The following is a 21,735-nucleotide window of genomic DNA, read 5'->3' as shown; positions in this document are numbered from 1 at the left end:
ACTTTTGCGGCCATGCACAGGTCTGCACGGCGCCAGAACCCTCTGGTGCCAGGCCGCGCCTTTGCCTGACTGCCGCACACACCACCCATGTTCGAGCTCAGCATCCTCTTCCCCTCGGTCCTCAACGGCCTGACGACCGGCGCGGTCTACGCACTGATCGCGCTGGGCCTCACGCTGATCTACGGCGTGCTGCACATCATCAACTTCGCGCATGGCGCGTCGCTGATGCTGGCGCTGTACGCCGTCTACCTGCTCAAGCAGCACTGGGGGATCGATCCCTACCTGGCGCTGCCCATCCTCGTGCCCGGCATGTTCGCCCTGGGCTATGTGCTGCAGCGCGTGGTCATCAATCGCGCCAGCCACGGCAAGGACGAGAACATCCTGCTGGTCACCCTGGGCATCTCCATCGTCATGGAGAACCTGGCGCTGCTGTTCTTCAAGTCCGACACGCGCACCATCGAGACCGCCTACACCCTGACCACCGTGGCCATCGGCCCGGCCATGATCGCGCTGCCCAAGCTGGTGTCGTTCGCCGGGGCGCTGGTGGTCTCGGGCCTGCTGCTGTGGATCGTGGGGCGCACCGACCTGGGCCGGGCCATCCGCGCCGTGGCGCGCGAAAAACACGGCGCCAAGCTCATGGGCATCCATGTCGACCATGTCTACGCCATGAGCTTCGGCATCGACCTGGCCTGCCTGGGGGCTGCCGCCTGCTTCCTGCTGCCGGCCTATTACGTCAACCCGCAGGTGGGCAGCGGCTTCGTGCTGGTGGCCTTCACCATCGTCGTGCTCGGCGGCATGGGCAGCTTCACCGGCGCGCTGGTGGGCGGGCTGCTGATTGGGGTGGTGGAGTCGCTCGGGGGGCTGTTCCTGGGTGAATCGCTGGGGCAGATCGGCATCTTCGCCATCTTCATCGCCGTCTTGCTGTTTCGCCCGCAGGGCCTTTTTGGAGCCAGGCAGTGAACAAGCAACTCTGGGCCATCGCCCTCTTCGGACTCGCCATCGCGGCCCTCACGGGCTGGTCCGACTCGGGCGTGCTGCTCAACTTCGTGATGATGGCGCTGTACGCGGCCCTGCTGGCGCAGGCCTGGAACATCCTGGGCGGCTTTGGCGGCCAGTTCTCCTTCGGCCATGCGCTGTTCTTCGGCACGGGGGCCTACATCCAGGCCATTGCACAGATGCAGGGCGGCATCAACGCTTGGCTGGCCCTGCCCATGGCGGTGGCCGGCAGCGCGCTGGTGGGGCTTTTCGTGGGCGGGCTGTCGTTCCGCTACGGGCTCAAGGGCTCGTACTTCGCGCTGGTCACGCTGGCGTTTGCCGAGGTGTTCCGCATCCTGGCGCTGTCGGTGCCGTTCACCGGGGCGGGCGTGGGTCTGATGCTGCCGCTAAGGGAGTCGCTCGCGAACATGCAGTTCGGCTCGCGCAAGGGCTATGTGTTCCTGATCCTGGCGCTGGTCACCCTGGCGCTGCTGGTGAGCTGGTGGCTGCGCAACTCGCGCTTCGGCGCCTGGCTGCAGGCCGTGCGCGACAACGAGGACGCGGCGCGCGCCATCGGCGTCAACCCGTTCACGGTGAAGATGGGCGCCATCGCGCTGTCGGGCGGCTTCATGGGCGCGGCCGGGGCGTTCTACGTGCAGGTGTTCCAGTACATCGACCCGGGCATTGCCTACGGCTCGGTGACCTCGGTGGAGGCCCTGGTGGCGGCCATCGTGGGCGGCATCGGCACCGTCTGGGGGCCGGTGCTCGGCGCGCTGGTGCTGCATGTGCTGGCCGACCTCACGCGCAACCTGTTCGGCCAGTTGCCGGGGATCAACATGGTGATCTACGGCGTGGTGCTGGTGCTCATCGTCATGTTCCTGCCGCGCGGCATCGCGGGCCTGGGCCAGTCGGTGGTGGACCTGTGGAAACGCTCGGGAGGCCGCCATGGCCAATGATCTCTTGACCCTCACGGGGCTGGGCAAGTCGTTCGGCGGCCTCAAGGCGGTGCAGAACGTCAGCCTCACGGTGCCCGAAGGCTCGCTGACCGCGCTGATCGGCCCCAACGGTGCCGGCAAGACCACGCTGTTTGCACTGATGACCGGTTTCGTCAAGCCCGACTCGGGCACGGTGCAGTTTGCCGGGCGCGACATCACCGGCCAGGCGCCGCACCTCAACGCCCGCCTGGGCATGGCGCGCACCTTCCAGATCGTGCAGCCCTTTGCCGCCCAGACCGTGCGCGAGAACATCGCCGTGGGCGCCCACCTGCACGAGCCGCGCCGCGCGGCGGCCCTTGCACTGGCCACCGAAGTGGCGGCGCGCGTGGGCCTGTCGGCCCAACTGGACAAGCCGGCATCAGACCTCACCGTGGCCGGCCGCAAGCGGTTGGAGCTGGCACGCGCCCTGGCCACCCGGCCGCGCCTGCTGCTGCTTGACGAGGTGCTGGCCGGCCTCAACCCCCAGGAGATTGCCGAGATGATTCCCGTGGTGCGCGGCATTGCAGAGGGCGGTGTGACGGTGCTGATGATCGAGCACGTGATGCAGGCTGTGATGAACCTGGCCGAGCACGTGTGGGTGCTGGCCCAGGGCCAGCTGATCGCCGAGGGCAACCCCGCCACGGTGACATCCGACGAGCGCGTGATCGAGGCCTACCTGGGCCATGGCACGGCAGCGCGCCTGCGCGCCGCGGCCGCCAAGGAGGCTGCATGAGCACGGGCCCACTGCTTGACATTGCAGGCCTGCGCGGCGGCTATGGCCGCGTGGAGGTGCTGCGCGGGGTGGACCTGCAGGTGAACCCCGGCGAAACCGTGGCCTTGCTGGGTAGCAACGGCGCGGGCAAGTCCACGCTCAACAACGTGGTCTGCGGCATCTACCCGGCCTGGGCCGGGCGCGTGGCCTTCGGTGGGGCGGACCTGAGCGGGGCGCACTACACGGCGGTCGTCAAGGCCGGGCTGATCCAGGTGCCCGAGGGGCGCAAGATCTTCCCCAACCTGAGCGTGCTCGAAAACCTGTCGCTGGGCAGCTTTTCGCGCGCCCGCGAGCGCCGGGCCGAGAACATCGACAAGGTGTTCGCCACCTTCCCGCGCCTGAAGGAGCGCACCACCCAACTGGCCGGCACCATGAGCGGCGGCGAGCAGCAGATGCTGGCGATTGGCCGCGGCCTGATGGCCGAGCCGCGCCTCTTGATCCTGGACGAACCCTCGCTCGGCCTGTCGCCCCTGCTGGTCGAAGAGATGTTCGGCCTGATCCGCCAGCTGCGCTCCACGGGTCTGGCCGTGCTGCTGGTGGAGCAGAACGTGGGCCAGTCGCTGGAGATCGCCGACCGCGCCTATGTGATGGAGAACGGGAGCATCCGGTTTTCGGGCGCCCCCGACGAACTGCTGCGCAGCGACGAACTGCGCCGGGCCTACCTGGGCCTTTGAGAAGGAGACAACCACATGACCGTTCCCCGCCGAAAACTGCTGCTGGCCTTGCCGGCGGCCCTGTCCATGGGCCATGTGCTGGCCCAGAACGCGCCCATCCGCATCCTCGTGGGCGCGCCTGCGGGCGGCTCCACCGACACCCTGGCGCGCAACCTGGCCAGCGAGATGGGGCGCCAGCTTGGCCGCACCGTGGTGGTGGAGAACCGCCCTGGCGCGGGTGGCAACATCGCGGCCGATGCCGTGGCCAAGGCCGCGCCCGATGGCAATACGCTGCTCATGAGCTTCACGAGCCACGCCATCAACGCCAGCCTCTACCCCTCACTGCCGTTCGATCCGATCAAGGATTTCACCCCGCTGACCTGCGTGGCCACCTCGCCCTCGATCCTGGTGGCCAACCCCTCGGTGCCGGCCAAGGATGTGCGCGAGCTGATTGCGCTGGCCAAGGCGCGGCCGGGCAAGCTCAACTTCGCCATTGGCGCCGTGGGCTCCTCGCTGCACCTGGCGGGCGATGCGTTCAAGATGCAGTCGGGCGCCTACATCGTCAACATCCCCTACCGGGGCACGGCCCCGGCGCTGCAGGACGTGCTGGCCGGGCAGGTGGAGCTGATGTTCGCCGCCGTGGGCAACGCCCAGGCGCAGGTGCGGGCGGGCAAGCTGCGCGCGCTTGGCGTCACCAGTGCCAGGCGCCTGCCGGCCTTTCCGGACGTGCCCGCGATTGCCGAGGTGCTGCCTGGCTATGAGTCGAGCGCTTGGTTCGGCCTGTTCGGGCCCGGGAACATGGCCCCCGAACTGGCCAAGCGCCTGAGCGACGCAGCCCGCCAGGCCATCGCCACGCCCGAGGTCAAAAAGCGCCTGGAGACCGAGGGCGCCGTGCCCGTGGGCAACAGCCCCGAGGAATTCGCCCGCTTCGTGCAGGCCGAGATCCCGCGCTGGGCCAAGGTCGTGCGTTTTGCCGGAGCCAAGCCCGAATGAGCTCCGCACCCAGCACCCTGGCACAGAAGCTGGTGGCCCGCGCGAGCGGGCGCACCGGCCTGGCGCCGGGTGACATCGTCAACTGCCGGGTGGACCTGGCCATGTTCCATGACTCGTCCGGCCCCCGGCGCCTCAAACCCATGCTCGACGAACTCGGTGCCACCATCTGGGACAAGTCGCGCGTGGTGCTGGTCATGGACCACTACCTGCCCGAGCGCGACGAGGAGTCGCGCCGCATCGTGCGCATCGCGCGTGACTGGGCGCGTGAGCAGGCATTGCCCCACGTGTACGACGGCCAGGGCATCTGCCACGTGGTGGTGCCGCAGCACGGCCACATCCGCCCCGGCATGTTCTGCGTGGGGGGCGATTCGCATTCGCCCACGGGTGGGGCCTTCGGTGCCTACATGTTCGGCATCGGCAGCACCGAGATGCTGGGTGTGGTGGTCACCGGCGAGATCTGGCTGCGCGTGCCGCACACGCTGCAGATGCATTGGAGTGGAAAGCTCGCCGCTGGCGTGACCGCCAAGGACATGATGCTGCACATGATCGGCCGCTTCGGCATGAACGGCGGCCAGTACCAAGCGGTGGAGTTCGCCGGTGCTGCCGTGCAGGCCCTGTCGATGCAGGAGCGCATGACGCTCTCGAACATGAGCGCCGAGCTGGGCGCCCAGGCCGGCCTGATCGCACCCGACGCGACCACGCGCGACTGGCTGGCCGCCCACGGCGTGCCAGAGGCCGACCTGCAAGGCCTGGACGCCTGGGCGACCGACCTCGGCGCGCCGCTCACCCGCCATGATTTCGACGCCGGCACCCTGGCCCCCCAGGTGGCCGCGCCCCACAGCCCCGCCAATACCGCCGCAGTGGGCCAGCATGCGGGCACGCGCATCGACGTGGCGTACATCGGCGCCTGCACGGGCGCCAAGCTCGACGACCTGCGCGCCGCAGCCAGTGTGCTGCGCGGCCAGCGCGTGGCCAGCGGCGTGCGCCTGATGGTGGCACCCGCCAGCCAGCAGGACCAGGCCGCCGCCCGGGCCGAAGGCGTGCTGCAGGTGCTGGAGGAGGCGGGCGCCGAGCTGTTTCCGACCACCTGCGGCGCCTGCGCCGGCTATGGCGATAGCGTGGGCGACGGCACCACCGTGATCTCCAGCACGGCGCGCAATTTCAAGGGGCGCATGGGCTCGGCGACGGCCCAGGTGTACCTGGCCTCGCCCTACACCGTGGCCGCCTCGGCCCTCAAGGGCCGCATTGCCGACCCGCGCGAGGTGCTGGCATGAACGCCGCACTGCACAGGGTCTGGAAGCTCGGTGCCGACATCGACACCGACGTGCTGGCCCCCGGCCACGCGATGAAGCATGGCATCGATGTGCTGGCCCGCCACTGCCTGGAATCGGTGCGGCCGGACTTCGTGGGCGGGGCAGGGAAGGGCGACGTGATCGTGGCCGGCCCCAATTTCGGCATCGGATCCTCGCGCGAACAGGCCGCTGCGGTGCTGGTGCGGCTGGGCGTCGTGGCGGTCATCGCGCCCTCGTTCAGCGGCCTGTACTTTCGCAACGCCTTCAACCTGGGCCTGCTGCTGCTGACCTGCCCGCAGGCGGGCGAGGTGGCCGAGGGCGAGGCCGTTGCCCTGGACTGGCAGGCCCCAGCCGTGATCACAGCGGATGGTACGCGCCTGGCGTGCGATCCGATTCCCCCGTTTCTCATGGACATGGTGCGCGCTGGCGGCTTGATGAACCAGCTGCGCGCCCGATTTGGCAAGGAGGCCTTGAATGGCTGAAAACACCACCACCACCACAGCAACGTCGATGGACCCGGTCACGCTGGCCGTGCTGCGCGGGCGGCTCGAGCAGATCGCCGACGAGATGGACGCCACGCTGTACCGCAGCGCGTTCAACCCCATCATCGCCGAGGCGCACGATGCCTGCCACGGCCTGTACGATGCCACGAGCGGCGACACGCTGGTGCAGGGCAAGTCGGGCCTGCCGGTGTTCGTGGGGGCCATGGCCTTCGCGGTGCGCGCGGCCATGCGCATCGCCGCCGGGCGCGGCGGCATGGCACAAGGCGATACTTGGCTGTTCAACGACCCGTACGAGGGCGGCACGCACGCCAACGACTTCAAGCTGGTGCGGCCCTTCTTTCGCGATGGCAGGCTGTACTGCTTTCTCGCCTCGGCCGCGCACTGGCACGATGTGGGCGGCAACGTGCCCGGCAACTACAACCCGGCTGCCACCGAATGCTGGCAGGAGGCGGTGCAGATACCGCCGGTGCGCATCGTGCGCGGCGGCGCGCTCGATGAGGACGTGCTGGCCATCCTGAAAGCCAATACCCGCCTGCCCGACAGCCTGTGGGGCGACCTCAACGGCCAGCTCTCGGCGCTGGACTTGGGCGAGCGCCGCCTGCACGACCTGCTCGACCAGTACGGCGACACCGTGGTGCTGCAGGCCATGGGCGAGCTGCGCACGCGCGCTGTCAGGCTGATGCGCTCGCACATCGCGGCGCTGCCCGATGGGCGCTACAGCTTCAGCGACATGCTGGACAACGATGGCGTGAAGGACGAGGCGCTGACCATCGCCCTGGACATGACCGTGCAGGGCGACCGGCTCACGCTCGACTTCTCGCGCACCTCGCCCCAGTGCGCCGGGCCGGTGAACATCTCGCGCGCCACGGCCATCGCGGCCTGCTACGTGGCGCTCAAGCACCTGTTTCCGGATGTGCCGGCCAATGCGGGCGTGCTCGACGCGGTGGATTTCGTGCTGCCCGATGGCCTGGTGATCAGCGCCGCGCGCCCGCGCCCGGTGGGCGGCTACACCGAGACCATTTTGCGCATGATCGATGTGATCTTCAGCGCCACGGCCCTGGCCGCGCCCGAGCGCGCCATGGCCCAGGCCTACGGCACCATCAATGCCCTGTCCATCGCCGGGCACCGCACCGATGCCGCGCGCAAGGGCCAGCGCTGGGTGATGTTCAGCTTCTTCGGTGGCGGCCATGGCGGGCATTCGGACGGCGATGGCATGAGCCACGGCAACGCGCCCATCTCCACGGCGACCATTCCACCGCTGGAGATCCTGGAGGCGGCGTACCCCGTGCGCTTCACGCAATGGGCGCTGCGCCCGGGCTCGGGCGGCGACGGGCAGCACCGGGGGGGCCTGGGTGCCATCTACGAGATCGAATTGCTGGAGCAGGATGCCGAGGTCTTCATCTTCGGCGAGCGCGGCAAGGCTGCGCCCCAGGGCATTGCCGGGGGCGGAGAGGCCGCCATGAACGTCTTCAGCTACGAGAACGCGGGCACGTGGAAGGTGCCGCCCATGCGTTCCAAGATGATCGGCATCCGATTGCAAAAGGGCGAGCGCGTGCGGCTGGAGACGCCTGGTGGCGGGGGCTACGGTGTACCTGCGGCACGGTCGGCCGCAGCGCGCCAGAGCGACGAAGCGATGGGTTATGTAGTGGCGGACAACAGCGCAGCAGCAGTGAAAGGCGCAGCATGAGCGGCAAGGCTTCCTTTGTGGTGGGGGTGGACGTGGGTGGCACCTTCACCGATCTGTTCGTGCTCGACGAGGCCGACGGCAGTGCGCGCATCGTCAAGGTGCCCTCCACGAGGGGCGAGGAGGCGCGCGGCTTCATGAACGGGGTGGCCCGCGTGGCGGATTCGGCGGCGGCCATTGCCACCATCGTGCATGGCACCACGGTGGGCACCAACGCGCTGCTGGAGCGCAAGGTGGCGCGCACCGGCATCATCACCACGCGCGGCTTTCGCGACGTGCTGGAGATGCGCCGGCGCGACCGGCCCCAGACCTGGGGCCTGCGCGGCAGCTTCGAGCCCATCGTGCCGCGCGACCTGCGCCTGGAGGTGGACGAGCGCGTGCTGGCCGATGGCACGGTGCACACGCCTGTAGACCTGGGCCAGGTGAAAGCCCAGGCCCAGGCACTGCTCGATGCCGGCTGCGAAGCCGTCTGCGTGTTCTTCATCAACACCTATGCCAACCCGGCCAACGAGCAGGCCGCCGTGGCCGCCGTGCGCAGCCTGTGGCCCAATGCCCACGTGACGGCGGCCAGTGAGGTGCTGCCCGAGATCCGCGAGTTCGAGCGCTGCTCCACCGCCACGCTCAATGCCGCCTTGCAGCCCGTGGTGGGCAGCTACCTGGAGCGGCTGGAGGGCGACCTGCGCGGCCAGGGCTTCGCGGGTGAACTGCTCATCGTGCAGAGCAACGGCGGCGTGATGTCGCGCCAGACGGCGTGCGATGTGCCTGTGCGCACGGCGCTGTCGGGCCCAGCGGCGGGGGTGATCGCCTGTGCGGCCATCGCACGGGCGGCAGGTTTCCCGGATGCGATCACGGGCGACATGGGCGGCACCTCGTTCGACGTGTCGCTGGTGGCGAGCGGCGAGGCGGCGCTGGCGGCGCAGACCTCCATCGAATTCGGCATGGTGGTGCGCTCGCCCATGATCCAGATCGAGACCATTGGTGCGGGCGGCGGCTCCATTGCCTCGGTGGACGCCAGCGGCATGCTGCAGGTGGGCCCCGAGTCGGCCGGCAGCGTGCCCGGCCCCGCCTGCTACGGGCGCGGCAACACCCGGCCCACGGTGACCGATGCCAACGTGCTGCTGGGCCGCATCGCGGCCGACCGGCCGCTGGGCGGTGGCCTGCTGGCCGCCATGGACGCTGGCAAGTCCCGCGACGCCATCGAAACCCACGTGGCCCAGCCCCTGGGCCTGGATGTGATGGCGGCGGCCGAGGCTATCCTCACCGTGGCCAATGCCAAGATGGCCGGCGCCGTGCGCGTGGTCTCCATCGAGCGCGGGCACGACCCGCGCCAGTTCGCCTACATGCCCTTCGGCGGCGGCGGCGCGCTGCATGTCTGCGCCATGATGCGCGAGGTGGGCGTGGGCACGGGCATCGTGCCGCGTTACCCCGGCGTCACCTCTGCCCTCGGCTGCGTGATGGCCGACATGCGCCATGACGCGGTGCAGACCCTGAACAAACCCCTGGCAGACCTCGACGTGGCCGACCTGCGACAGCGCGTGCAGGCCCTGTCGGCTGCCTGCCAGCAGCGGCTGGACTCGGCCGGTGTGCAGTTCGTGCAGGTGCAAGAGGTCATTGCGCTGGATATGCTCTATGCCGGGCAGACGCACACCGTGCAGGTGCCGCTCGCCACGGAGGCACTCCACCGCGAGGGCATCCAGGCGGCTTTCGAGGCCGCCTACCGCGCCGCCTTCGGCCGCGTGCTCGACGGCATCGCCGTGCGGGTGATGAACCTGCGCTACGCCCGCGTGGGTGTGCGCCCCAAGTTCGACCTCACGGTGCTGGCCCCGCAATCGACCACGCTGAACCCTTCGTTGGGCGTGCAGCGCGTGTTCCATGCCGGCCGGTGGTGGGATGCGGCGCGCCATGCGCGGCTGGAGCTGCCGGTGGGCGCCCGCATCGATGGTCCGGCCATCCTGGAACAGCCCGACACCACGGTGTGGCTGGAGCCGGGCTTTCACGCCACAGTGGATACGCTGGGCAATCTTCTGGTGCGTTCCGCATGACCGCCGCCGCAGCTCCCCTGCACACCCGGCGCGTGGCGCTGGTCATCATCGACCTGCAGAACGACTTTCTCGCGGCCGACGGGGCCTATGCGCGCGGCGGCGCGGTGAGCCCGGCTGCGCAGGCCTTGCCGGCGCGTGTGGCGCAGGTGGCCACATCCGTCAAGGCCGGGGACGGCCTGGTCGCAGGCAGCCAGTTCACGCTGTGGCCCGACGCACAGGGCGAGCCCATGGTCTCTCCCCACCTCAAGACCTTGCGGCCCTTCCTGCGGCGCGGCGACTTCGCGCCCGGCAGCCGGGGGCAGGCCCATGTGCCCGAGATCGCGCCCTGGGTGGACCTCTCGGTGTGCAAGGTGGCCTATTCGGCTTTTTTCAACACCCAGCTCGACTGGGTGCTGCGCCGCGCCGGTATCGATACCGTGGCTGTGTGCGGCATCGTCACCAACGGCGGGGTGGCCAGCACGGTGCGCGATGCCCACATGCGCGACTACCGCACCCTGGTGCTGTCGGACGGCTGCGCCGCCTTCCGCCAGGACGTGCACGACACCGCGCTGGCCGACATGGCCACCGTGGCTCAGGTGCTGGGCTGCGCAGAGTTCATGGCTGCGCTGGCGGCGGGCACGCCATGACGGGCACGCTGCCCAACATTCGCCGCGCCGACCGGATGCCCGCGGCCGCGCAGGGCAACCATGTGCCCGTGGCCATCGTTGGCGGCGGCGCCTGCGGCCTGACGGCCGCGCTGATGCTGCACGACCTGGGTGTCGAATGCGCCGTACTGGAGCGCGATGCCACGCCCACGGGCTCCTCGGCCCTGTCCTCGGGCTTCATCCCGGCACCGGCCACGCGGGTGCAGAAGGAACTGGGCATTGACGACAGCCCCGAGCGCTTTGCCGCCGACATCAGCGCCAAGGCCAAGGGCAGGGCGGCGCCGCAGCTGGTGCAGGCCTATGCCCGGGCCATCGGCCCCGCGCTCGATGCGCTGCAGCAGCGCCACGGCCTGCAGTGGCAGGTGCTAGACGGCTTTCTGTACCCCGGCCACAGCGTGCGCCGTATGCATGCGGTGCCCGAGAAGACCGGGGTGGGCCTGATGGGCCGCCTGGCCAATGCCGTCGCGGCGGCCGACATCCCCCTGGTGACCGATGCCACCGTGCGCGAGTTGTGGGCGGACGACACCGGCCTGGTGATCGGCGTGGGCTACGAGCGGCCCGGCGGCCGGCTGGAACACCTGTCGTGCGACGCGGCCATCCTGGCCTGCAACGGCTTTGGCGGCAACGCCGCCATGGTGCGCGAGTTGCTGCCCGATATGCGCGATGCCCTGTTCGCCGGCCACACGGGCAACGACGGCAGCGCCATCGCCTGGGGCCGTGCCCTCGGTGCGCGCCTGGCCGACCTGGGCGGCTACCAGGGCCATGGCTCCTGGGCCATTCCCCAGGGCGCTCTGATCTCGTGGGCGCTGATGATGGAGGGGGGCCTGCAGGTCAACGCGCTGGGCCGGCGCTTCCACGACGAGACGCAGGGCTACTCGGAGGCCTCGGTGCATGTGCTGGCGCAACCGGGTGGCGTGGCCTGGAATGTGTTCGACGCGCCCCTCCTGGCGCTGGCGCGCGGCTTTCCGGACTTCGTGGATGCCGAGGCTGCGGGCGCCGTGAAGCATTGCGACAGCGTGCAGGCCCTCGCGGCCGTGATCGGCTGTGATGAGGCCGCGCTGGCGGCCACCATCGGGGGGCAGGGCCCGTACCCGCGTCCGGAAGCCCGGCCGCTGCAGGCACCGTTCTGCGCCGTGAAGGTCACAGGAGCACTGTTCCATACCCAGGGCGGCCTAGATATCGACGCGCAATGCCGGGTACTCGACACCGCAGGCTGCCCGTTTCCCAACCTGCTGGCGGCCGGCGGCGCGGCGCGCGGCGTCTCGGGCGATGCCGTCTGGGGCTACCTCTCGGGCAACGGCCTGTTGAGCGCAGTGGCCGGCGGTTACCTGGCGGCCCATACCGCCGCACACCTGCTTCGTCCCTCCACGGGCCACATCCCATGACCACGATTTCCTTGCACGAACGGCTGCAACAGCCGCAGATCCTGCTGGCCCCTGGCGTCTACGACGCGCTGAGCGCCCTGGTGGCAGAGCAGGCGGGCTTCCAGGCGCTGTACCTCTCGGGTGCCTCCATCGCCTACACCCGGCTGGGCCGCTCCGACGTGGGCCTGACCACCTACACCGAGGTGGAGGACACCCTGGCGCGCATCACCGAGCGGGTGCGCACGCCGGTGATCGTCGATGCCGACACGGGTTTCGGCAACGCCCTGAACGTGCAGCGCACGGTGCGCGGCTTCGAGCGCGCGGGCGCCGCCATGGTGCAGATCGAGGACCAGGGTTTTCCCAAGCGCTGCGGCCACCTGGACGGCAAGAGCGTGGTGCCTGCCGCCGAAATGGTGGGCAAACTGCGCGCCGCGCTCGACGCGCGCCACCATTCCCACACCTTGGTGCTGGCACGCACCGATGCGCTGGCGGTCGAGGGCATCGAGGCTGCGTTCAACCGGGCCGAGCAGTATCTGGAGTGCGGGGTGGATGCGCTCTTCATCGAAGCCCTGCGCACCCCGGAGCAGATGGATGCGGCCTGTGAACGCTTTGCCCACCGCATTCCGCTGCTGGCCAACATGGTCGAGGGCGGCAAGACCCCGGTGCAGAGCGCGCAGGAGCTGGGGCAGCGCGGTTTTCGCATCGCCATCTTCCCGGGCGGCACGGCGCGCGCCGTGGCCCACACCCTGCAGGGCTATTACGCCAGCCTGCAGGCCCACCAGACCACGGCGCCGTTCAAGGAGCGCATGCTGGATTTCGATGGGCTCAATGCGCTGATCGGGACACCCGAGTTGATGGAGCAGGGCAAGAAGTACGAATAGCCCCGCCGGCACTGCGGCACTCGAGGCCGCTTACCATTCCATGGAAATCCTTCATTGCATGGAGAACACATGGCAGACAAACTGCAAACCATCACCCTCGGCGGCGGCTGCTTCTGGTGCACCGAGGCGGTGTTCGACCGCGTGCGCGGCATCACCGACGTGGAAAGCGGCTACACCAATGGCCAGACCATCCAGCCCACCTACGAGCAGATCTGCCAGGGCGACACCGGCCATGCCGAGGTGGTGCGCCTGACCTTCGATGCCGACGAGATCAGCCTCGAAGAGATCCTGGAGATCTTCTTCCACACCCACGACCCGACCACGCTCAACCGCCAGGGCAACGATGTGGGCACCCAGTACCGCAGCGGTATTTACTACGAAGATCCGGCCCACGGCGAATTGGCCGACGCCATGGTGCGCCAGATGTCGCAGGACAAGCTGTTCGGCGCGCCCATCACCACCGAGGTGAAGCCCCTGGCCAACTACAGCACGGCCGAGGACTACCACCAGGATTACTTTGCCAAGCACCCGGGGCAGGGCTACTGTGCCATGGTGGTGGGCCCCAAGGTGGACAAGTTCCGAAAGACCTTCCGCAAGTACCTCAAGGAGGACTGAGAGGCTGAGAGTCTTTCGTTCATGCCCGCCTTGCACGCCAAAACACCCCGGCTCGTCGTTGCAAATGCTCGCCATAGCCGGAGCTATGGCTGTGCGTTGCGCCTAGATCCAGTGCGTTTTGACGCGCCATTCGGACACGGACAAAAAACTCCCAGCCTCAGAGCAGGCTGGGCCTGTCGCCCACCCGCACGCGCACCACGCCGCCCAGCAGCCCACCCATGGCCCGTTGCAGCCGGGAGGCGGGGCGGCTCGACAGCAGGGTGCGCATGATGTCCTGCGCACTGATGGTTTCCGGGGGCGCAAAGCCACAGTCCGCGAGCATAGCCTGCAGTTCGCGGTCGTCCAGGAAGCAATGCCAGGGCTCGCCCATGCGGTGAAAGCGGCGCGCCATCAGGCCCAGGGCCAGCCGCCGGCCCAGCTCCTTCGGGGCAGGGCGCCGCACATAGTCGAAAACCAGCACGCTGCCCGGCGCCATCTGCGTCCCTATGCGTTCCAGCGTGGCCCGTACGGCCGAGGGGGCCAGGTACATGCTGACGCCCAGCCAGGCAAACACGGTGCGTTCGTGCGGGTCCAGACCCCGGGCGACCAGGTGCTGCATGAAGTCCTGGCGCTCGAAGTCCACCGGCACATGGGTCGCCCCTGGCCGCATCCACAGGCCGGCGCAGGCGGCCAACTGCTGCTTCCAGGCCTGGGTGGCCGGGTGGTCGACCTCGAACACCCGGGCGAGCCCCTTGGGCCAGCCCCTGCGCAAGGCGAACGTATCCAGGCCCGCGCCCAGCACCACGTACTGCGTGGCCCCGGCGGCCACCGCCTCGCGCAGGGTGTCTTCGGCGATGCGGCTGCGGGCGGCCAGGGCACCGCGCATGGCTTCGGAAAAGCTGCCCCGGTCGCTCAGGTGCCCCCCGGGTCCGTGGTCGATGGCCCATTGGCGCACCGCTACCCCCAGCTCCGGCCCCAGGATCTCGAGGGCCAGCGGGTCGGCGAACACTTCACCCCCGTCCAGCAACTGGTGCCGGGCGCGGGCAATGCCGCACAGCAAGGCCGTGCGGCTGGGCTGGGCCGAGGCCAGAAGGGGCTGCAGGGCAGGGGAGATGGAGGATAGGTTGTGGGCCATGGAGGCGATTCTGAAAGGTCCGCGCCCGGCCGTCTTGAACGATTTCGCCAAGCGCACCCCGGGAGCGTGCCTGGCGAACCCGTTTACGATGCGGGGTGTGCGCCTGCGATTCCAGCTCCCCTTTGCCACCGTCGCCCTGCCGCCCCTTGCGCTGGCGGGTTGCATCCGTGCCTACCTCATCAAGGACACCACGGGCGGCAAGCACCTGCAGGAGGCACCGCGCCTGAACCGCTACCCGGCATCGGTCTACTGTGGCGTGGCCTGGTTTCTGCAGGGCAGCTCCGAGCGCATCGATGCCGAAGGCGGTGCATCCCAGCCCCTGGCCTCCACGCTGTTGCTGGGACCGCAGACCCGCCCCTGGGCCACGCGCAATCCCGGGCCGGTACGCACCTTCGGGGTGGTTTTCCAGCCCCATGCCTTCCACCAGCTCACCGGCCTGCCCATCAGCGCACTGGTGGATGGCCTGCTGCCCGCCCAGGAGGTGCTGCCGGCACCATGGCGTGCGCTGTGCGATGCCGTGAGGCAGGCGCAGGACGATGCCGCCCGGATGGCACTGATCGAAGACATGGTGGCCACCCATTGGCGCAGCCGCGATGGCGCGCAGGCTGCCGATGGTGCCGACGGTGCCCCTGGCACCCGCTGGATGCGTGCGCTGCAGGCCCATGCTGCGGCCAGCGGGCTGGGCGGCAGCCTGCGCAGCCTGGAGCGCCACGCCCGCGCCTGGGCAGGCCAGCCCGTGCGCCGCCTGGCCTGGCTGTCGCGCGCCGAATCGACCTTGCTGCAGGCACGCACCGACAGCGAGCGCAGCGGCCAGGTGCCGCGCTGGCAGGAGGTGGCCTCCGGCGCCGGCTATGCAGACCAGTCGCACCTGTGCCGCGAGACACAGCGGGTCACCGGCCACAGCCCGGGCGAACTGGCGCGCGGCGTGGACACGGACGACAGCTACTGGTTCTATCGACTCTGGTCTTGACCGCAGGGTTCGTCCGGAAATGGCCGGTGACCGGCATGCAGCATGCATAATGCAAATCGATTGCGTTACCAGGCCTGCGCCGGTCAGCCATTCCTTTCATGCCCACGATTCGCTCCCCTCTTTCTGTTGTCGCCGCCACGCCAAGCGCCTGGACCCTGCCCGCCGGCATGCGGGCCACGCGCGCCACGCGGGCGCTGGCGCAACTGTTCGAGGCGCGGCCCGACGCCGCACTGTCCGAAGCCGAGGTGGAATCTGCTCTGGCAGCAGCCGGTGCACCGGTCAACAAGGTCACCGTCTACCGCATGCTCGACCGCTTTGCCGCCGCCGGCCTGCTGCAGCGGCAGGTGGATGCCGCCCGCGTCACGCGCTTTGCGCTGGCGCCGCAGGGGGGGGAGGGCGCTGTTCCCCGCTTCGAGTGCGGTGACTGCCATCGCCAGTTTCGCCTGGCGCAAGGCTCGGCGCGCGTGCAAAGCGCCTTGAAGCAGGTGCTGCAGGCCCTGGCCACGGCCGGGCACGAAAGCCTGGCGGTGGACATTGCCGTGCGCGGCCGTTGCGCCGGGTGCGCGCATCCGGCCGAAGGGGCTGCCGCATGATCCGCACACGGGGTCTTTCGTATGCGTATGCGGTGGGCAGCGAGGCGCTGCGCTTTCCCGATGTGGACCTGCGCCAGGGCGGCACCTTGCTGCTGCGCGGGCGCTCGGGCACGGGCAAATCGACCTGGCTGGCGCTGCTGGCGGGCCTGCGTTCGCCCGCTGGCGGCGACCTGTTCGTGGCCAGTACGCAACTGGGCACGCAGCGCGGCGCCGAGATCGATGCCTGGCGTGCGCGCAGTGTGGGTTTTCTGCCGCAGAAGCTGCACCTGAGCAGCGCGCTCACCGTGGCCGACAACCTGGCCCTGGTGTACTTTGCGGCCGGCCTGCCGCGCGACGATGCGGCCATCAACCGCGCGCTGGCCCAGGTGGGTGTGGCCGAGCTGGCCGCGCGCCGGCCGCACCAGCTTTCGGGCGGGCAGGCGCAGCGCGTGGCGCTGGCGCGGGCGGTGCTGCTCACGCCCCAGATCCTGCTGGCGGACGAACCCACGGCCAGCCTCGATGACGAGGCCGCCGCCGACGCCCTGGCGCTGCTGCAGGCCAGCGCCACGGCCTGCGATGCCAGCCTGGTCATCGCCACGCACGACCAGCGCGTGGTGCAGGCCCTGGCCTCCGTGCAGGGGCTGCAGCAGCTCGACCTGAACGCCCTGCGCGTCACCTGAATCCCATGGCCCAACTCCTCTCGCTCTCGTGGCGCTATCTCTGGGCGCGCCCGCTGGCCGCCGTGCTCAACCTGCTGGTGCTCACGCTGGGCCTGGCGGCCATCACCCTGGTGCTGCTGGTGGCCACGCAGCTCGACCGTGCCTTCGAGCGCGACCTGGACGGCATCGACCTCGTGGTGGGGGCCAAGGGCAGCCCGCTGCAGCTCATCCTGGCGGGGGTGTTCCATATCGATGTGCCCACCGGCAACATCCCGCTGCAGGAGGTGCAAGCCCTGCAGAAGAACCCGCTGGTGGCGCAGGTGATCCCGCTGAGCCTGGGCGACAGTTACCAGGGCTTTCGCATCGTGGGCACCACGCCCGACTACCTGGCGCTCTATGGCGCCACTCTGGCCGAGGGCCAGCCCTGGCAGCAGCCCATGGATGCGGTGCTGGGCGCCACGGTGGCGCGCGGCATCGTGGGCGCAGCGCATGCAGGCGCGCCCTTGGTCGGCGCCACCTTCATCGGCAGCCATGGCCTGGGCGGGGGAGGGCATGCCCATGGCGAGCACCCGTACCGCGTGGCCGGCGTGCTGGCTGCCTGCAGCTGCGTGCTCGACCGGCTCATCCTTACCTCCACCGAGTCCGTCTGGATGGTGCACGAGACCGCCACCGCCACCGAGCCCGAGGACCTGGCGGTGCTCAAGGAGGAGCGCGAGGTGACCGTGGCCCTGCTGCGCTACCGCACGCCCATGGCCGCCGTCACGCTGCCGCGCCAGATCAATGCCGACACGTCGATGCAGGCGGCCGCTCCCGCCATCGAGGTCACCCGCCTGCTGCGCCTGCTGGGCGTGGGGGCCGACGTGCTGCGCGCCTTTGGCGGCGTGCTGCTGGCCGTGGCCGCGCTCAGTGTGTTCATCGCCCTGTGGAATGCCGTGCGCGAGCGCCGCACCGACCTGGCCATGCTGCGCATGTTGGGCGCGCCGCCGGGCCGCGTCGCCGGCCTGGTGCTGTGCGAGGCGCTGTGGCTGGCCGCCATGGCGACGGCCCTGGGCCTGCTGCTGGGCCATGGCCTGGCGCAGGTGCTGGGCTGGGTGCTGCAGGCGCAGGGCCTGTTGCCCGTGAGCGGCCTGGTGTGGCTGCCAGCCGAGGCGGGCGTGCCGCTGATCGCCGTGCTCGTGGCCGCCTTTGCGGCGCTGCTGCCCGCCATGCAGGCCTACCGCACCGAAGTGGCCGATCTCTTGAGCCAACCCTGATTACCAACTGCTCCCGAAAGGATTTCCATGAAAAAGCTGCTCACCGCCCTGGCCCTGGCCCCCTTGCTGCTGGCTGGCGCCCTGGCGCACGCCCAGGGCGCGCACTCCGACCAGGAAACCAAGGCCGACATCCAGCGCCACCGCGCCATGGCGGCCGCGCACGAGGCCGCAGCCAAGTGCCTGGAATCGGGCAAGGGCCATGACCAGTGCCAGAAGGAACTCCAGGTCGCTTGCAAAGGTCTAGGTATCGGTAAATTTTGCGGCATGCGCCACGTGCACTGACCCATTGCACGCCACGCCCGCGCATCTGTAAGAAAATACGCCAGCCCTGCCACCAAGGACTTTCCATGCACCGCCACCCTCTCTCGTCCCGTTCCTTGCCAGCCCAGTCTGCCGCACTGGTGCTGGCCTGCGCCCTGGCGGGGGTGGGCAGCGCCCATGCCGAAAGCAAGCCTGCGGCGACGGCCGGAGCGCCCTACAACACGCCTGTGCTCAGTTCGCCCATGCCGGGCACGGCGCCCACGGGCTCCGGCGCGGGCTACCACAGCCCCAACAGCCCGATTGCGCCACTGCCCCAGCGCACCGACGTGGTGCCATGGTCGTTGCTCAGTGACCTGACCAAGAAGACCACCAAGGACGGCATCCTGCCCGTGTTCAACGCCCAGCAGCAGGGCATGGACAAGACGGTGCAGCGCATCCAGGGCTTCATGATGCCGCTGGATGCCAAGGCCACGCAGACGCACTTCCTGCTCACCTCCGTGCCGCTGACATGCTCGTTCTGCATTCCGGGCGGGCCCGAGAGCATGGTCGAAGTGAAGGCCAAGACGCCCGTGCGCTACTCGCTCGAACCCGTGGTGGTCGAGGGCCGGTTCACGGTGCTGCAGAACGATCCTTACGGCCTGTACTACCGCGTGGTCGAAGCCGTGCCGGTGAAGTAAGCAGACCATCCTTGTCGTGACCCACCCGCGCATCCAGCCGACTGCCCTTGCGGCCGCTGCCACCCGTCCCGGTCAGCGGCAGGGTGGGCGCGCGTGGGCGGCCCATGCGGCGCTGGTATGGCTGGTGCTGGCGCTGGCCTGGGTGCCCACCATCGGTCGCCTGCACCAGATCGCCCATGCCCAGCCACTGGCGCAGATCCATGCCGGCCATGGCGCGCTGGCCGTGGTGGAGCATGCGTCCGTCCATGCACCGGGCATGCTCGGCGGCTTCCTGTCCAGCCACAGCCTGGTGGACTGCCTCTTGCTCGACCAGCTCGCGCTGGGTGATACCTTGCACAGCGCCGCACCGGCGCTGCTGCCCAGCTTGCCGGCCCTGGCGCCGGTGGCCACGCACGCCGAGCGCGTGCTGGCGCGCCATGTCGCGCTGTTCCAGGCGCGCGGGCCGCCCGCCTTGCGGGGCTGAAGACTCTGCCTTTGCCATCCCTGCCGCACTGCGCAGGGGCTGGCGGGTGCATCCGGCCCCCTTCCCCTTGATCCCCCTGATCCCCTAGCGGCAGCTGCCTTGAATCCAGGCGGCTCAGCCGTGCGTCCCCTTTTTTCTCCATGCCTGCCTAGCAGCATGAATGCGCGCACCTGCGCCTGGCCTTTGCCTACGAACACCATGACGACACCACAACGCCACTCCACCCCTCGCCGTACTGCCCTGCATCCCACCTTGCATCCCGTGGCCCTGGCCGCCATGCTGGCGATCTCGTCGGGCGGCAGCTTCGCCCAGACGGCTCCCCCCGCAGCGCCCGGCGCCGCAACCAACGCATCCACCCTGCCTTCCGTCACGGTGTCTGCCAGCGGCCTGCAACTGGGCGCCGGCGAAATGACCACGCCGGTGAGCGTGCTCGAAGGCGACGAACTCGTGCGCCGCCGCGAGGCCACGCTGGGCGAAACCCTCAACAGCGAGCCGGGCATCACCAGCAGCCACTTCGGCGCGGGCGCCAGCCGCCCCATCATCCGCGGCATGGACGGCCCGCGCGTCAAGGTGCTGTCCGACGGCGCCGAGCTGCACGACGCCTCGACCATCAGCCCCGACCACGCCGTGGTGTCGGAGCCCTTGCTGGCCACGCAGATCGAAGTGCTGCGCGGCCCCTCGGCCCTGGTGTATGGCAATGGCGCCGTGGGCGGCGTGGTCAACGTGCTCGATGGCAAGATCCCCACCGCCGTCCCGCAAAAGGGCTATGAAGGCAGCGCCGAGCTGCGTGCCAACACCGGTGCGCGCGAGGGGGCAGGGGCCTTCTCGCTGACCGGCGGCGCCGGCAACCTGGCCGTGCACGTGGAAGGCGTTTCGCGCGACGCCGGCGACTACCGCGTGGGCAAGGGCTGGGCGCCCAATGGCGAGCCGGCGCGCAAGGTGCTGGGCAGCTTCAATCGCACCGACACGGGCAGCGTAGGCCTGTCCTGGGTGGGCGACCGAGGCTACCTGGGCGCCGCCTACACGCGCCAGACGGCACGCTACGGCCTGCCCGGCCACAACCACAGCTTCGAGGGTTGCCACACCCATGGCAACAGCCTGCACTGCGGCGAGCATGGCGGCGAAGAGGAAGGCCATGACCACGGCGCCGAGGCCGGCGACGTGCCGGTGGTGGACCTGCGCAGCGAGCGCTTCGACGTGCGCGGCGAGCTGCGCAACCCGTTTGCCGGCTTCTCGGCCCTGCGCCTGCGCGCGGGCGTGACCGACTACGTGCACGACGAGGTGGAGGACGGTGCCATCAGCACCACCTTCAAGAACAAGGCCTACGACACCCGCCTTGAGCTGCAGCACGAGCCGATTGCCGGCTTCAAGGGCGTGTTCGGCCTGCAGACATCGCAGCGCAAGTTCAGCGCCGAGGGGGAGGAGGCCTACGTGCAGCCCACCACCACGCGCAAGACCGGCCTGTTCGTGCTCGAGGAATACCGCCTGGGCGACTGGCGCTTCGAAGGCGCGCTGCGCCATGACCGCCAGACGGCCGAGGCAGAGACTTCGGGCATCGAGCGCAGCCACAACGGCACCTCGGCATCGCTGGGCGCCGTATGGCAGTTCACCCCGGGCTACCAGCTGGGCACCTCGCTGACCCGCGCCAGCCGCGCGCCCTCGGCCGAGGAGCTCTACGCCAACGGCCTGCACATGGCCACCAGCACCTACGAGCGTGGCAACGCCGACCTGCGCTCCGAAACCTCGCAGAACATCGACCTGAGCCTGCGCAAGACCAGCGGCGACACCACCTTCGGCGTGAGCGTGTTCCGCAACCGCATCAGCAACTACATCTACGGCCGCACGCTCGACGAGGTGGATGGCCTGCAGCTGCTGCAGTACGCCCAGGCCGACGCCACCTTCACCGGCATCGAAGGCCAGGTGCGCCAGCGCCTCACGCGCAACCTGGGCGTGACGCTGTTCGGCGACACCGTGCGTGCCCGGCTGGCCGGCGGCGGCTTGCTGCCGCGCATTCCCGCCACCCGTGCCGGTGTGCGGCTTGATGCGAACTGGAACGCCTGGGACGGCCAGGTCGAATGGGTGCAGGTGGCGCGCCAGAACCGCGTGGCCGAGTTCGAATCGGCCACGCCTGGCTACGGCATGCTCAACCTGGGCGTGAGCTACAGCGGCAAGGTCAACGGCGAGACGCCCTGGCAGGTCTACCTCAAGGCCAACAACCTGACGGACCGCCTGGCCTATGCCCACACCTCGTTCATCAAGAACGCGGCACCGCTGATGGGCCGCAACCTGACGCTGGGGGTCAAGGTCGCATTCTGATGTCTGGGCCGGCCGCAGGGCCGGCCCAACGTCCAGGGTTTACACGAAACGTATATGT

At 69.6% G+C, this 21,735-nt stretch carries 22 protein-coding genes; 21 read left to right on the top strand and 1 reads right to left on the bottom strand.

The window, feature by feature from the left end:
• Positions 1 to 87: 87 nt before the first annotated feature.
• From ACSQ3Y_RS19090 to msrA, 13 genes are all read left to right on the top strand, one after another.
• Positions 88 to 960 carry a branched-chain amino acid ABC transporter permease gene (locus ACSQ3Y_RS19090; RefSeq protein WP_436178488.1) on the top strand — a complete coding sequence of 291 codons (873 nt, stop codon included), beginning with the start codon at positions 88 to 90 and terminating at the stop codon, positions 958 to 960.
• Positions 957 to 1,931 carry a branched-chain amino acid ABC transporter permease gene (locus ACSQ3Y_RS19085; RefSeq protein WP_436178487.1) on the top strand — a complete coding sequence of 325 codons (975 nt, stop codon included), beginning with the start codon at positions 957 to 959 and terminating at the stop codon, positions 1,929 to 1,931. Before ACSQ3Y_RS19090 ends, ACSQ3Y_RS19085 begins: the two co-directional genes overlap by 4 nt.
• Complete coding sequence (locus ACSQ3Y_RS19080) at positions 1,921 to 2,682, top strand: ABC transporter ATP-binding protein (protein WP_436178486.1); 762 nt, start codon at positions 1,921 to 1,923, stop codon at positions 2,680 to 2,682. Before ACSQ3Y_RS19085 ends, ACSQ3Y_RS19080 begins: the two co-directional genes overlap by 11 nt.
• Positions 2,679 to 3,395 carry an ABC transporter ATP-binding protein gene (locus ACSQ3Y_RS19075; protein ID WP_179680332.1) on the top strand — a complete coding sequence of 239 codons (717 nt, stop codon included), beginning with the start codon at positions 2,679 to 2,681 and terminating at the stop codon, positions 3,393 to 3,395. The genes ACSQ3Y_RS19080 and ACSQ3Y_RS19075 overlap by 4 nt, the downstream gene beginning before the upstream one ends.
• A 15-nt stretch (positions 3,396 to 3,410) precedes the next feature.
• On the top strand, positions 3,411 to 4,367 hold the full coding sequence (locus ACSQ3Y_RS19070; protein ID WP_057203025.1) for a tripartite tricarboxylate transporter substrate binding protein: 957 nt from the start codon (positions 3,411 to 3,413) through the stop codon (positions 4,365 to 4,367).
• Positions 4,364 to 5,641 (top strand): 3-isopropylmalate dehydratase large subunit, encoded by a 1,278-nt coding sequence (locus ACSQ3Y_RS19065; RefSeq protein ID WP_436178485.1) that lies wholly within the window; start codon positions 4,364 to 4,366, stop codon positions 5,639 to 5,641. The genes ACSQ3Y_RS19070 and ACSQ3Y_RS19065 overlap by 4 nt, the downstream gene beginning before the upstream one ends.
• Positions 5,638 to 6,141, top strand: coding sequence for a 3-isopropylmalate dehydratase (locus tag ACSQ3Y_RS19060; RefSeq protein WP_436178484.1), 504 nt, complete (start codon positions 5,638 to 5,640; stop codon positions 6,139 to 6,141). The genes ACSQ3Y_RS19065 and ACSQ3Y_RS19060 overlap by 4 nt, the downstream gene beginning before the upstream one ends.
• Positions 6,134 to 7,849, top strand: coding sequence for a hydantoinase B/oxoprolinase family protein (locus ACSQ3Y_RS19055; protein ID WP_436178483.1), 1,716 nt, complete (start codon positions 6,134 to 6,136; stop codon positions 7,847 to 7,849). The genes ACSQ3Y_RS19060 and ACSQ3Y_RS19055 overlap by 8 nt, the downstream gene beginning before the upstream one ends.
• The gene (locus ACSQ3Y_RS19050; protein WP_436178482.1) at positions 7,846 to 9,888 is read left to right on the top strand and encodes a hydantoinase/oxoprolinase family protein; all 2,043 of its coding nucleotides are present in this window, start codon (positions 7,846 to 7,848) and stop codon (positions 9,886 to 9,888) included. Before ACSQ3Y_RS19055 ends, ACSQ3Y_RS19050 begins: the two co-directional genes overlap by 4 nt.
• Positions 9,885 to 10,514: a cysteine hydrolase family protein gene (locus tag ACSQ3Y_RS19045; protein ID WP_057267582.1), complete on the top strand. Its 630-nt coding sequence runs from the start codon at positions 9,885 to 9,887 to the stop codon at positions 10,512 to 10,514. Before ACSQ3Y_RS19050 ends, ACSQ3Y_RS19045 begins: the two co-directional genes overlap by 4 nt.
• On the top strand, positions 10,511 to 11,917 hold the full coding sequence (locus tag ACSQ3Y_RS19040; RefSeq protein WP_057267581.1) for an FAD-dependent oxidoreductase: 1,407 nt from the start codon (positions 10,511 to 10,513) through the stop codon (positions 11,915 to 11,917). The genes ACSQ3Y_RS19045 and ACSQ3Y_RS19040 overlap by 4 nt, the downstream gene beginning before the upstream one ends.
• Positions 11,914 to 12,777, top strand: coding sequence for an isocitrate lyase/PEP mutase family protein (locus tag ACSQ3Y_RS19035; protein ID WP_436178481.1), 864 nt, complete (start codon positions 11,914 to 11,916; stop codon positions 12,775 to 12,777). Before ACSQ3Y_RS19040 ends, ACSQ3Y_RS19035 begins: the two co-directional genes overlap by 4 nt.
• A gap of 69 nt (positions 12,778 to 12,846) precedes the next feature.
• Entirely contained in the window at positions 12,847 to 13,392 is a 546-nt protein-coding gene (gene msrA, locus ACSQ3Y_RS19030) for a peptide-methionine (S)-S-oxide reductase MsrA (RefSeq protein ID WP_436178480.1), read from the top strand.
• A gap of 157 nt (positions 13,393 to 13,549) precedes the next feature.
• Here the strand turns inward: msrA and ACSQ3Y_RS19025 are convergent, their stop codons facing one another.
• The gene (locus tag ACSQ3Y_RS19025) at positions 13,550 to 14,506 is read right to left on the bottom strand and encodes a class I SAM-dependent methyltransferase (protein ID WP_428000663.1); all 957 of its coding nucleotides are present in this window, start codon (positions 14,504 to 14,506) and stop codon (positions 13,550 to 13,552) included.
• Positions 14,507 to 14,603: 97 nt separating this feature from the next.
• Between ACSQ3Y_RS19025 and ACSQ3Y_RS19020 the strand changes: the two genes are divergently transcribed.
• The 8 genes from ACSQ3Y_RS19020 (at position 14,604) to ACSQ3Y_RS18985 (ending at position 21,677) form a co-directional block, all read left to right on the top strand.
• The gene (locus ACSQ3Y_RS19020; RefSeq protein ID WP_436178479.1) at positions 14,604 to 15,476 is read left to right on the top strand and encodes a DUF6597 domain-containing transcriptional factor; all 873 of its coding nucleotides are present in this window, start codon (positions 14,604 to 14,606) and stop codon (positions 15,474 to 15,476) included.
• A 167-nt stretch (positions 15,477 to 15,643) separates the two neighbouring features.
• On the top strand, positions 15,644 to 16,069 hold the full coding sequence (locus ACSQ3Y_RS19015) for a transcriptional repressor (protein ID WP_436180139.1): 426 nt from the start codon (positions 15,644 to 15,646) through the stop codon (positions 16,067 to 16,069).
• The gene (locus ACSQ3Y_RS19010; protein WP_436178478.1) at positions 16,066 to 16,728 is read left to right on the top strand and encodes an ATP-binding cassette domain-containing protein; all 663 of its coding nucleotides are present in this window, start codon (positions 16,066 to 16,068) and stop codon (positions 16,726 to 16,728) included. The genes ACSQ3Y_RS19015 and ACSQ3Y_RS19010 overlap by 4 nt, the downstream gene beginning before the upstream one ends.
• Positions 16,729 to 16,733: 5 nt before the next feature.
• Positions 16,734 to 17,960, top strand: coding sequence for an FtsX-like permease family protein (locus tag ACSQ3Y_RS19005; protein ID WP_436178477.1), 1,227 nt, complete (start codon positions 16,734 to 16,736; stop codon positions 17,958 to 17,960).
• Between the two features lie 27 nt (positions 17,961 to 17,987).
• Positions 17,988 to 18,242: a hypothetical protein gene (locus tag ACSQ3Y_RS19000; protein WP_057203011.1), complete on the top strand. Its 255-nt coding sequence runs from the start codon at positions 17,988 to 17,990 to the stop codon at positions 18,240 to 18,242.
• A 65-nt stretch (positions 18,243 to 18,307) separates the two neighbouring features.
• The gene (locus ACSQ3Y_RS18995; RefSeq protein ID WP_057203010.1) at positions 18,308 to 18,898 is read left to right on the top strand and encodes a DUF3299 domain-containing protein; all 591 of its coding nucleotides are present in this window, start codon (positions 18,308 to 18,310) and stop codon (positions 18,896 to 18,898) included.
• A gap of 16 nt (positions 18,899 to 18,914) precedes the next feature.
• Entirely contained in the window at positions 18,915 to 19,361 is a 447-nt protein-coding gene (locus ACSQ3Y_RS18990) for a hypothetical protein (RefSeq protein WP_200961123.1), read from the top strand.
• 198 nt (positions 19,362 to 19,559) lie between these two features.
• Positions 19,560 to 21,677, top strand: a complete 2,118-nt coding sequence (locus ACSQ3Y_RS18985) for a TonB-dependent receptor domain-containing protein (RefSeq protein ID WP_436178476.1) — start codon at positions 19,560 to 19,562, stop codon at positions 21,675 to 21,677.
• Positions 21,678 to 21,735 lie beyond the last annotated feature (58 nt).

Origin of the sequence: Acidovorax sp. LjRoot66, assembly GCF_964253305.1 — a bacterium.
Taxonomy (GTDB): Bacteria; Pseudomonadota; Gammaproteobacteria; order Burkholderiales; family Burkholderiaceae_C; genus Acidovorax.
The sequence above is the reverse complement of the archived record's forward strand: the minus strand, read 5'-3'. Positions and strand labels throughout refer to the sequence as shown.

What these genes read in the sequence shown, in the direction of transcription:
- ACSQ3Y_RS19060 (WP_436178484.1), top strand. Translation starts at nt 5,638, where the DNA reads ATGAACGCCGCACTGCACAGGGTCTGGAAGCTCGGTGCCGACATCGAC.
- ACSQ3Y_RS18985 (WP_436178476.1), top strand. Translation starts at nt 19,560, where the DNA reads ATGACGACACCACAACGCCACTCCACCCCTCGCCGTACTGCCCTGCAT.
- ACSQ3Y_RS19025 (WP_428000663.1), bottom strand. Translation starts at nt 14,506, where the DNA reads ATGGCCCACAACCTATCCTCCATCTCCCCTGCCCTGCAGCCCCTTCTG.
- ACSQ3Y_RS19000 (WP_057203011.1), top strand. Translation starts at nt 17,988, where the DNA reads ATGAAAAAGCTGCTCACCGCCCTGGCCCTGGCCCCCTTGCTGCTGGCT.
- ACSQ3Y_RS19015 (WP_436180139.1), top strand. Translation starts at nt 15,644, where the DNA reads ATGCGGGCCACGCGCGCCACGCGGGCGCTGGCGCAACTGTTCGAGGCG.
- msrA (WP_436178480.1), top strand. Translation starts at nt 12,847, where the DNA reads ATGGCAGACAAACTGCAAACCATCACCCTCGGCGGCGGCTGCTTCTGG.
- ACSQ3Y_RS19090 (WP_436178488.1), top strand. Translation starts at nt 88, where the DNA reads ATGTTCGAGCTCAGCATCCTCTTCCCCTCGGTCCTCAACGGCCTGACG.
- ACSQ3Y_RS19075 (WP_179680332.1), top strand. Translation starts at nt 2,679, where the DNA reads ATGAGCACGGGCCCACTGCTTGACATTGCAGGCCTGCGCGGCGGCTAT.
- ACSQ3Y_RS19040 (WP_057267581.1), top strand. Translation starts at nt 10,511, where the DNA reads ATGACGGGCACGCTGCCCAACATTCGCCGCGCCGACCGGATGCCCGCG.
- ACSQ3Y_RS19065 (WP_436178485.1), top strand. Translation starts at nt 4,364, where the DNA reads ATGAGCTCCGCACCCAGCACCCTGGCACAGAAGCTGGTGGCCCGCGCG.
- ACSQ3Y_RS19080 (WP_436178486.1), top strand. Translation starts at nt 1,921, where the DNA reads ATGGCCAATGATCTCTTGACCCTCACGGGGCTGGGCAAGTCGTTCGGC.
- ACSQ3Y_RS18995 (WP_057203010.1), top strand. Translation starts at nt 18,308, where the DNA reads ATGCACCGCCACCCTCTCTCGTCCCGTTCCTTGCCAGCCCAGTCTGCC.
- ACSQ3Y_RS19035 (WP_436178481.1), top strand. Translation starts at nt 11,914, where the DNA reads ATGACCACGATTTCCTTGCACGAACGGCTGCAACAGCCGCAGATCCTG.
- ACSQ3Y_RS19050 (WP_436178482.1), top strand. Translation starts at nt 7,846, where the DNA reads ATGAGCGGCAAGGCTTCCTTTGTGGTGGGGGTGGACGTGGGTGGCACC.
- ACSQ3Y_RS19070 (WP_057203025.1), top strand. Translation starts at nt 3,411, where the DNA reads ATGACCGTTCCCCGCCGAAAACTGCTGCTGGCCTTGCCGGCGGCCCTG.
- ACSQ3Y_RS19045 (WP_057267582.1), top strand. Translation starts at nt 9,885, where the DNA reads ATGACCGCCGCCGCAGCTCCCCTGCACACCCGGCGCGTGGCGCTGGTC.
- ACSQ3Y_RS19055 (WP_436178483.1), top strand. Translation starts at nt 6,134, where the DNA reads ATGGCTGAAAACACCACCACCACCACAGCAACGTCGATGGACCCGGTC.
- ACSQ3Y_RS19010 (WP_436178478.1), top strand. Translation starts at nt 16,066, where the DNA reads ATGATCCGCACACGGGGTCTTTCGTATGCGTATGCGGTGGGCAGCGAG.
- ACSQ3Y_RS19005 (WP_436178477.1), top strand. Translation starts at nt 16,734, where the DNA reads ATGGCCCAACTCCTCTCGCTCTCGTGGCGCTATCTCTGGGCGCGCCCG.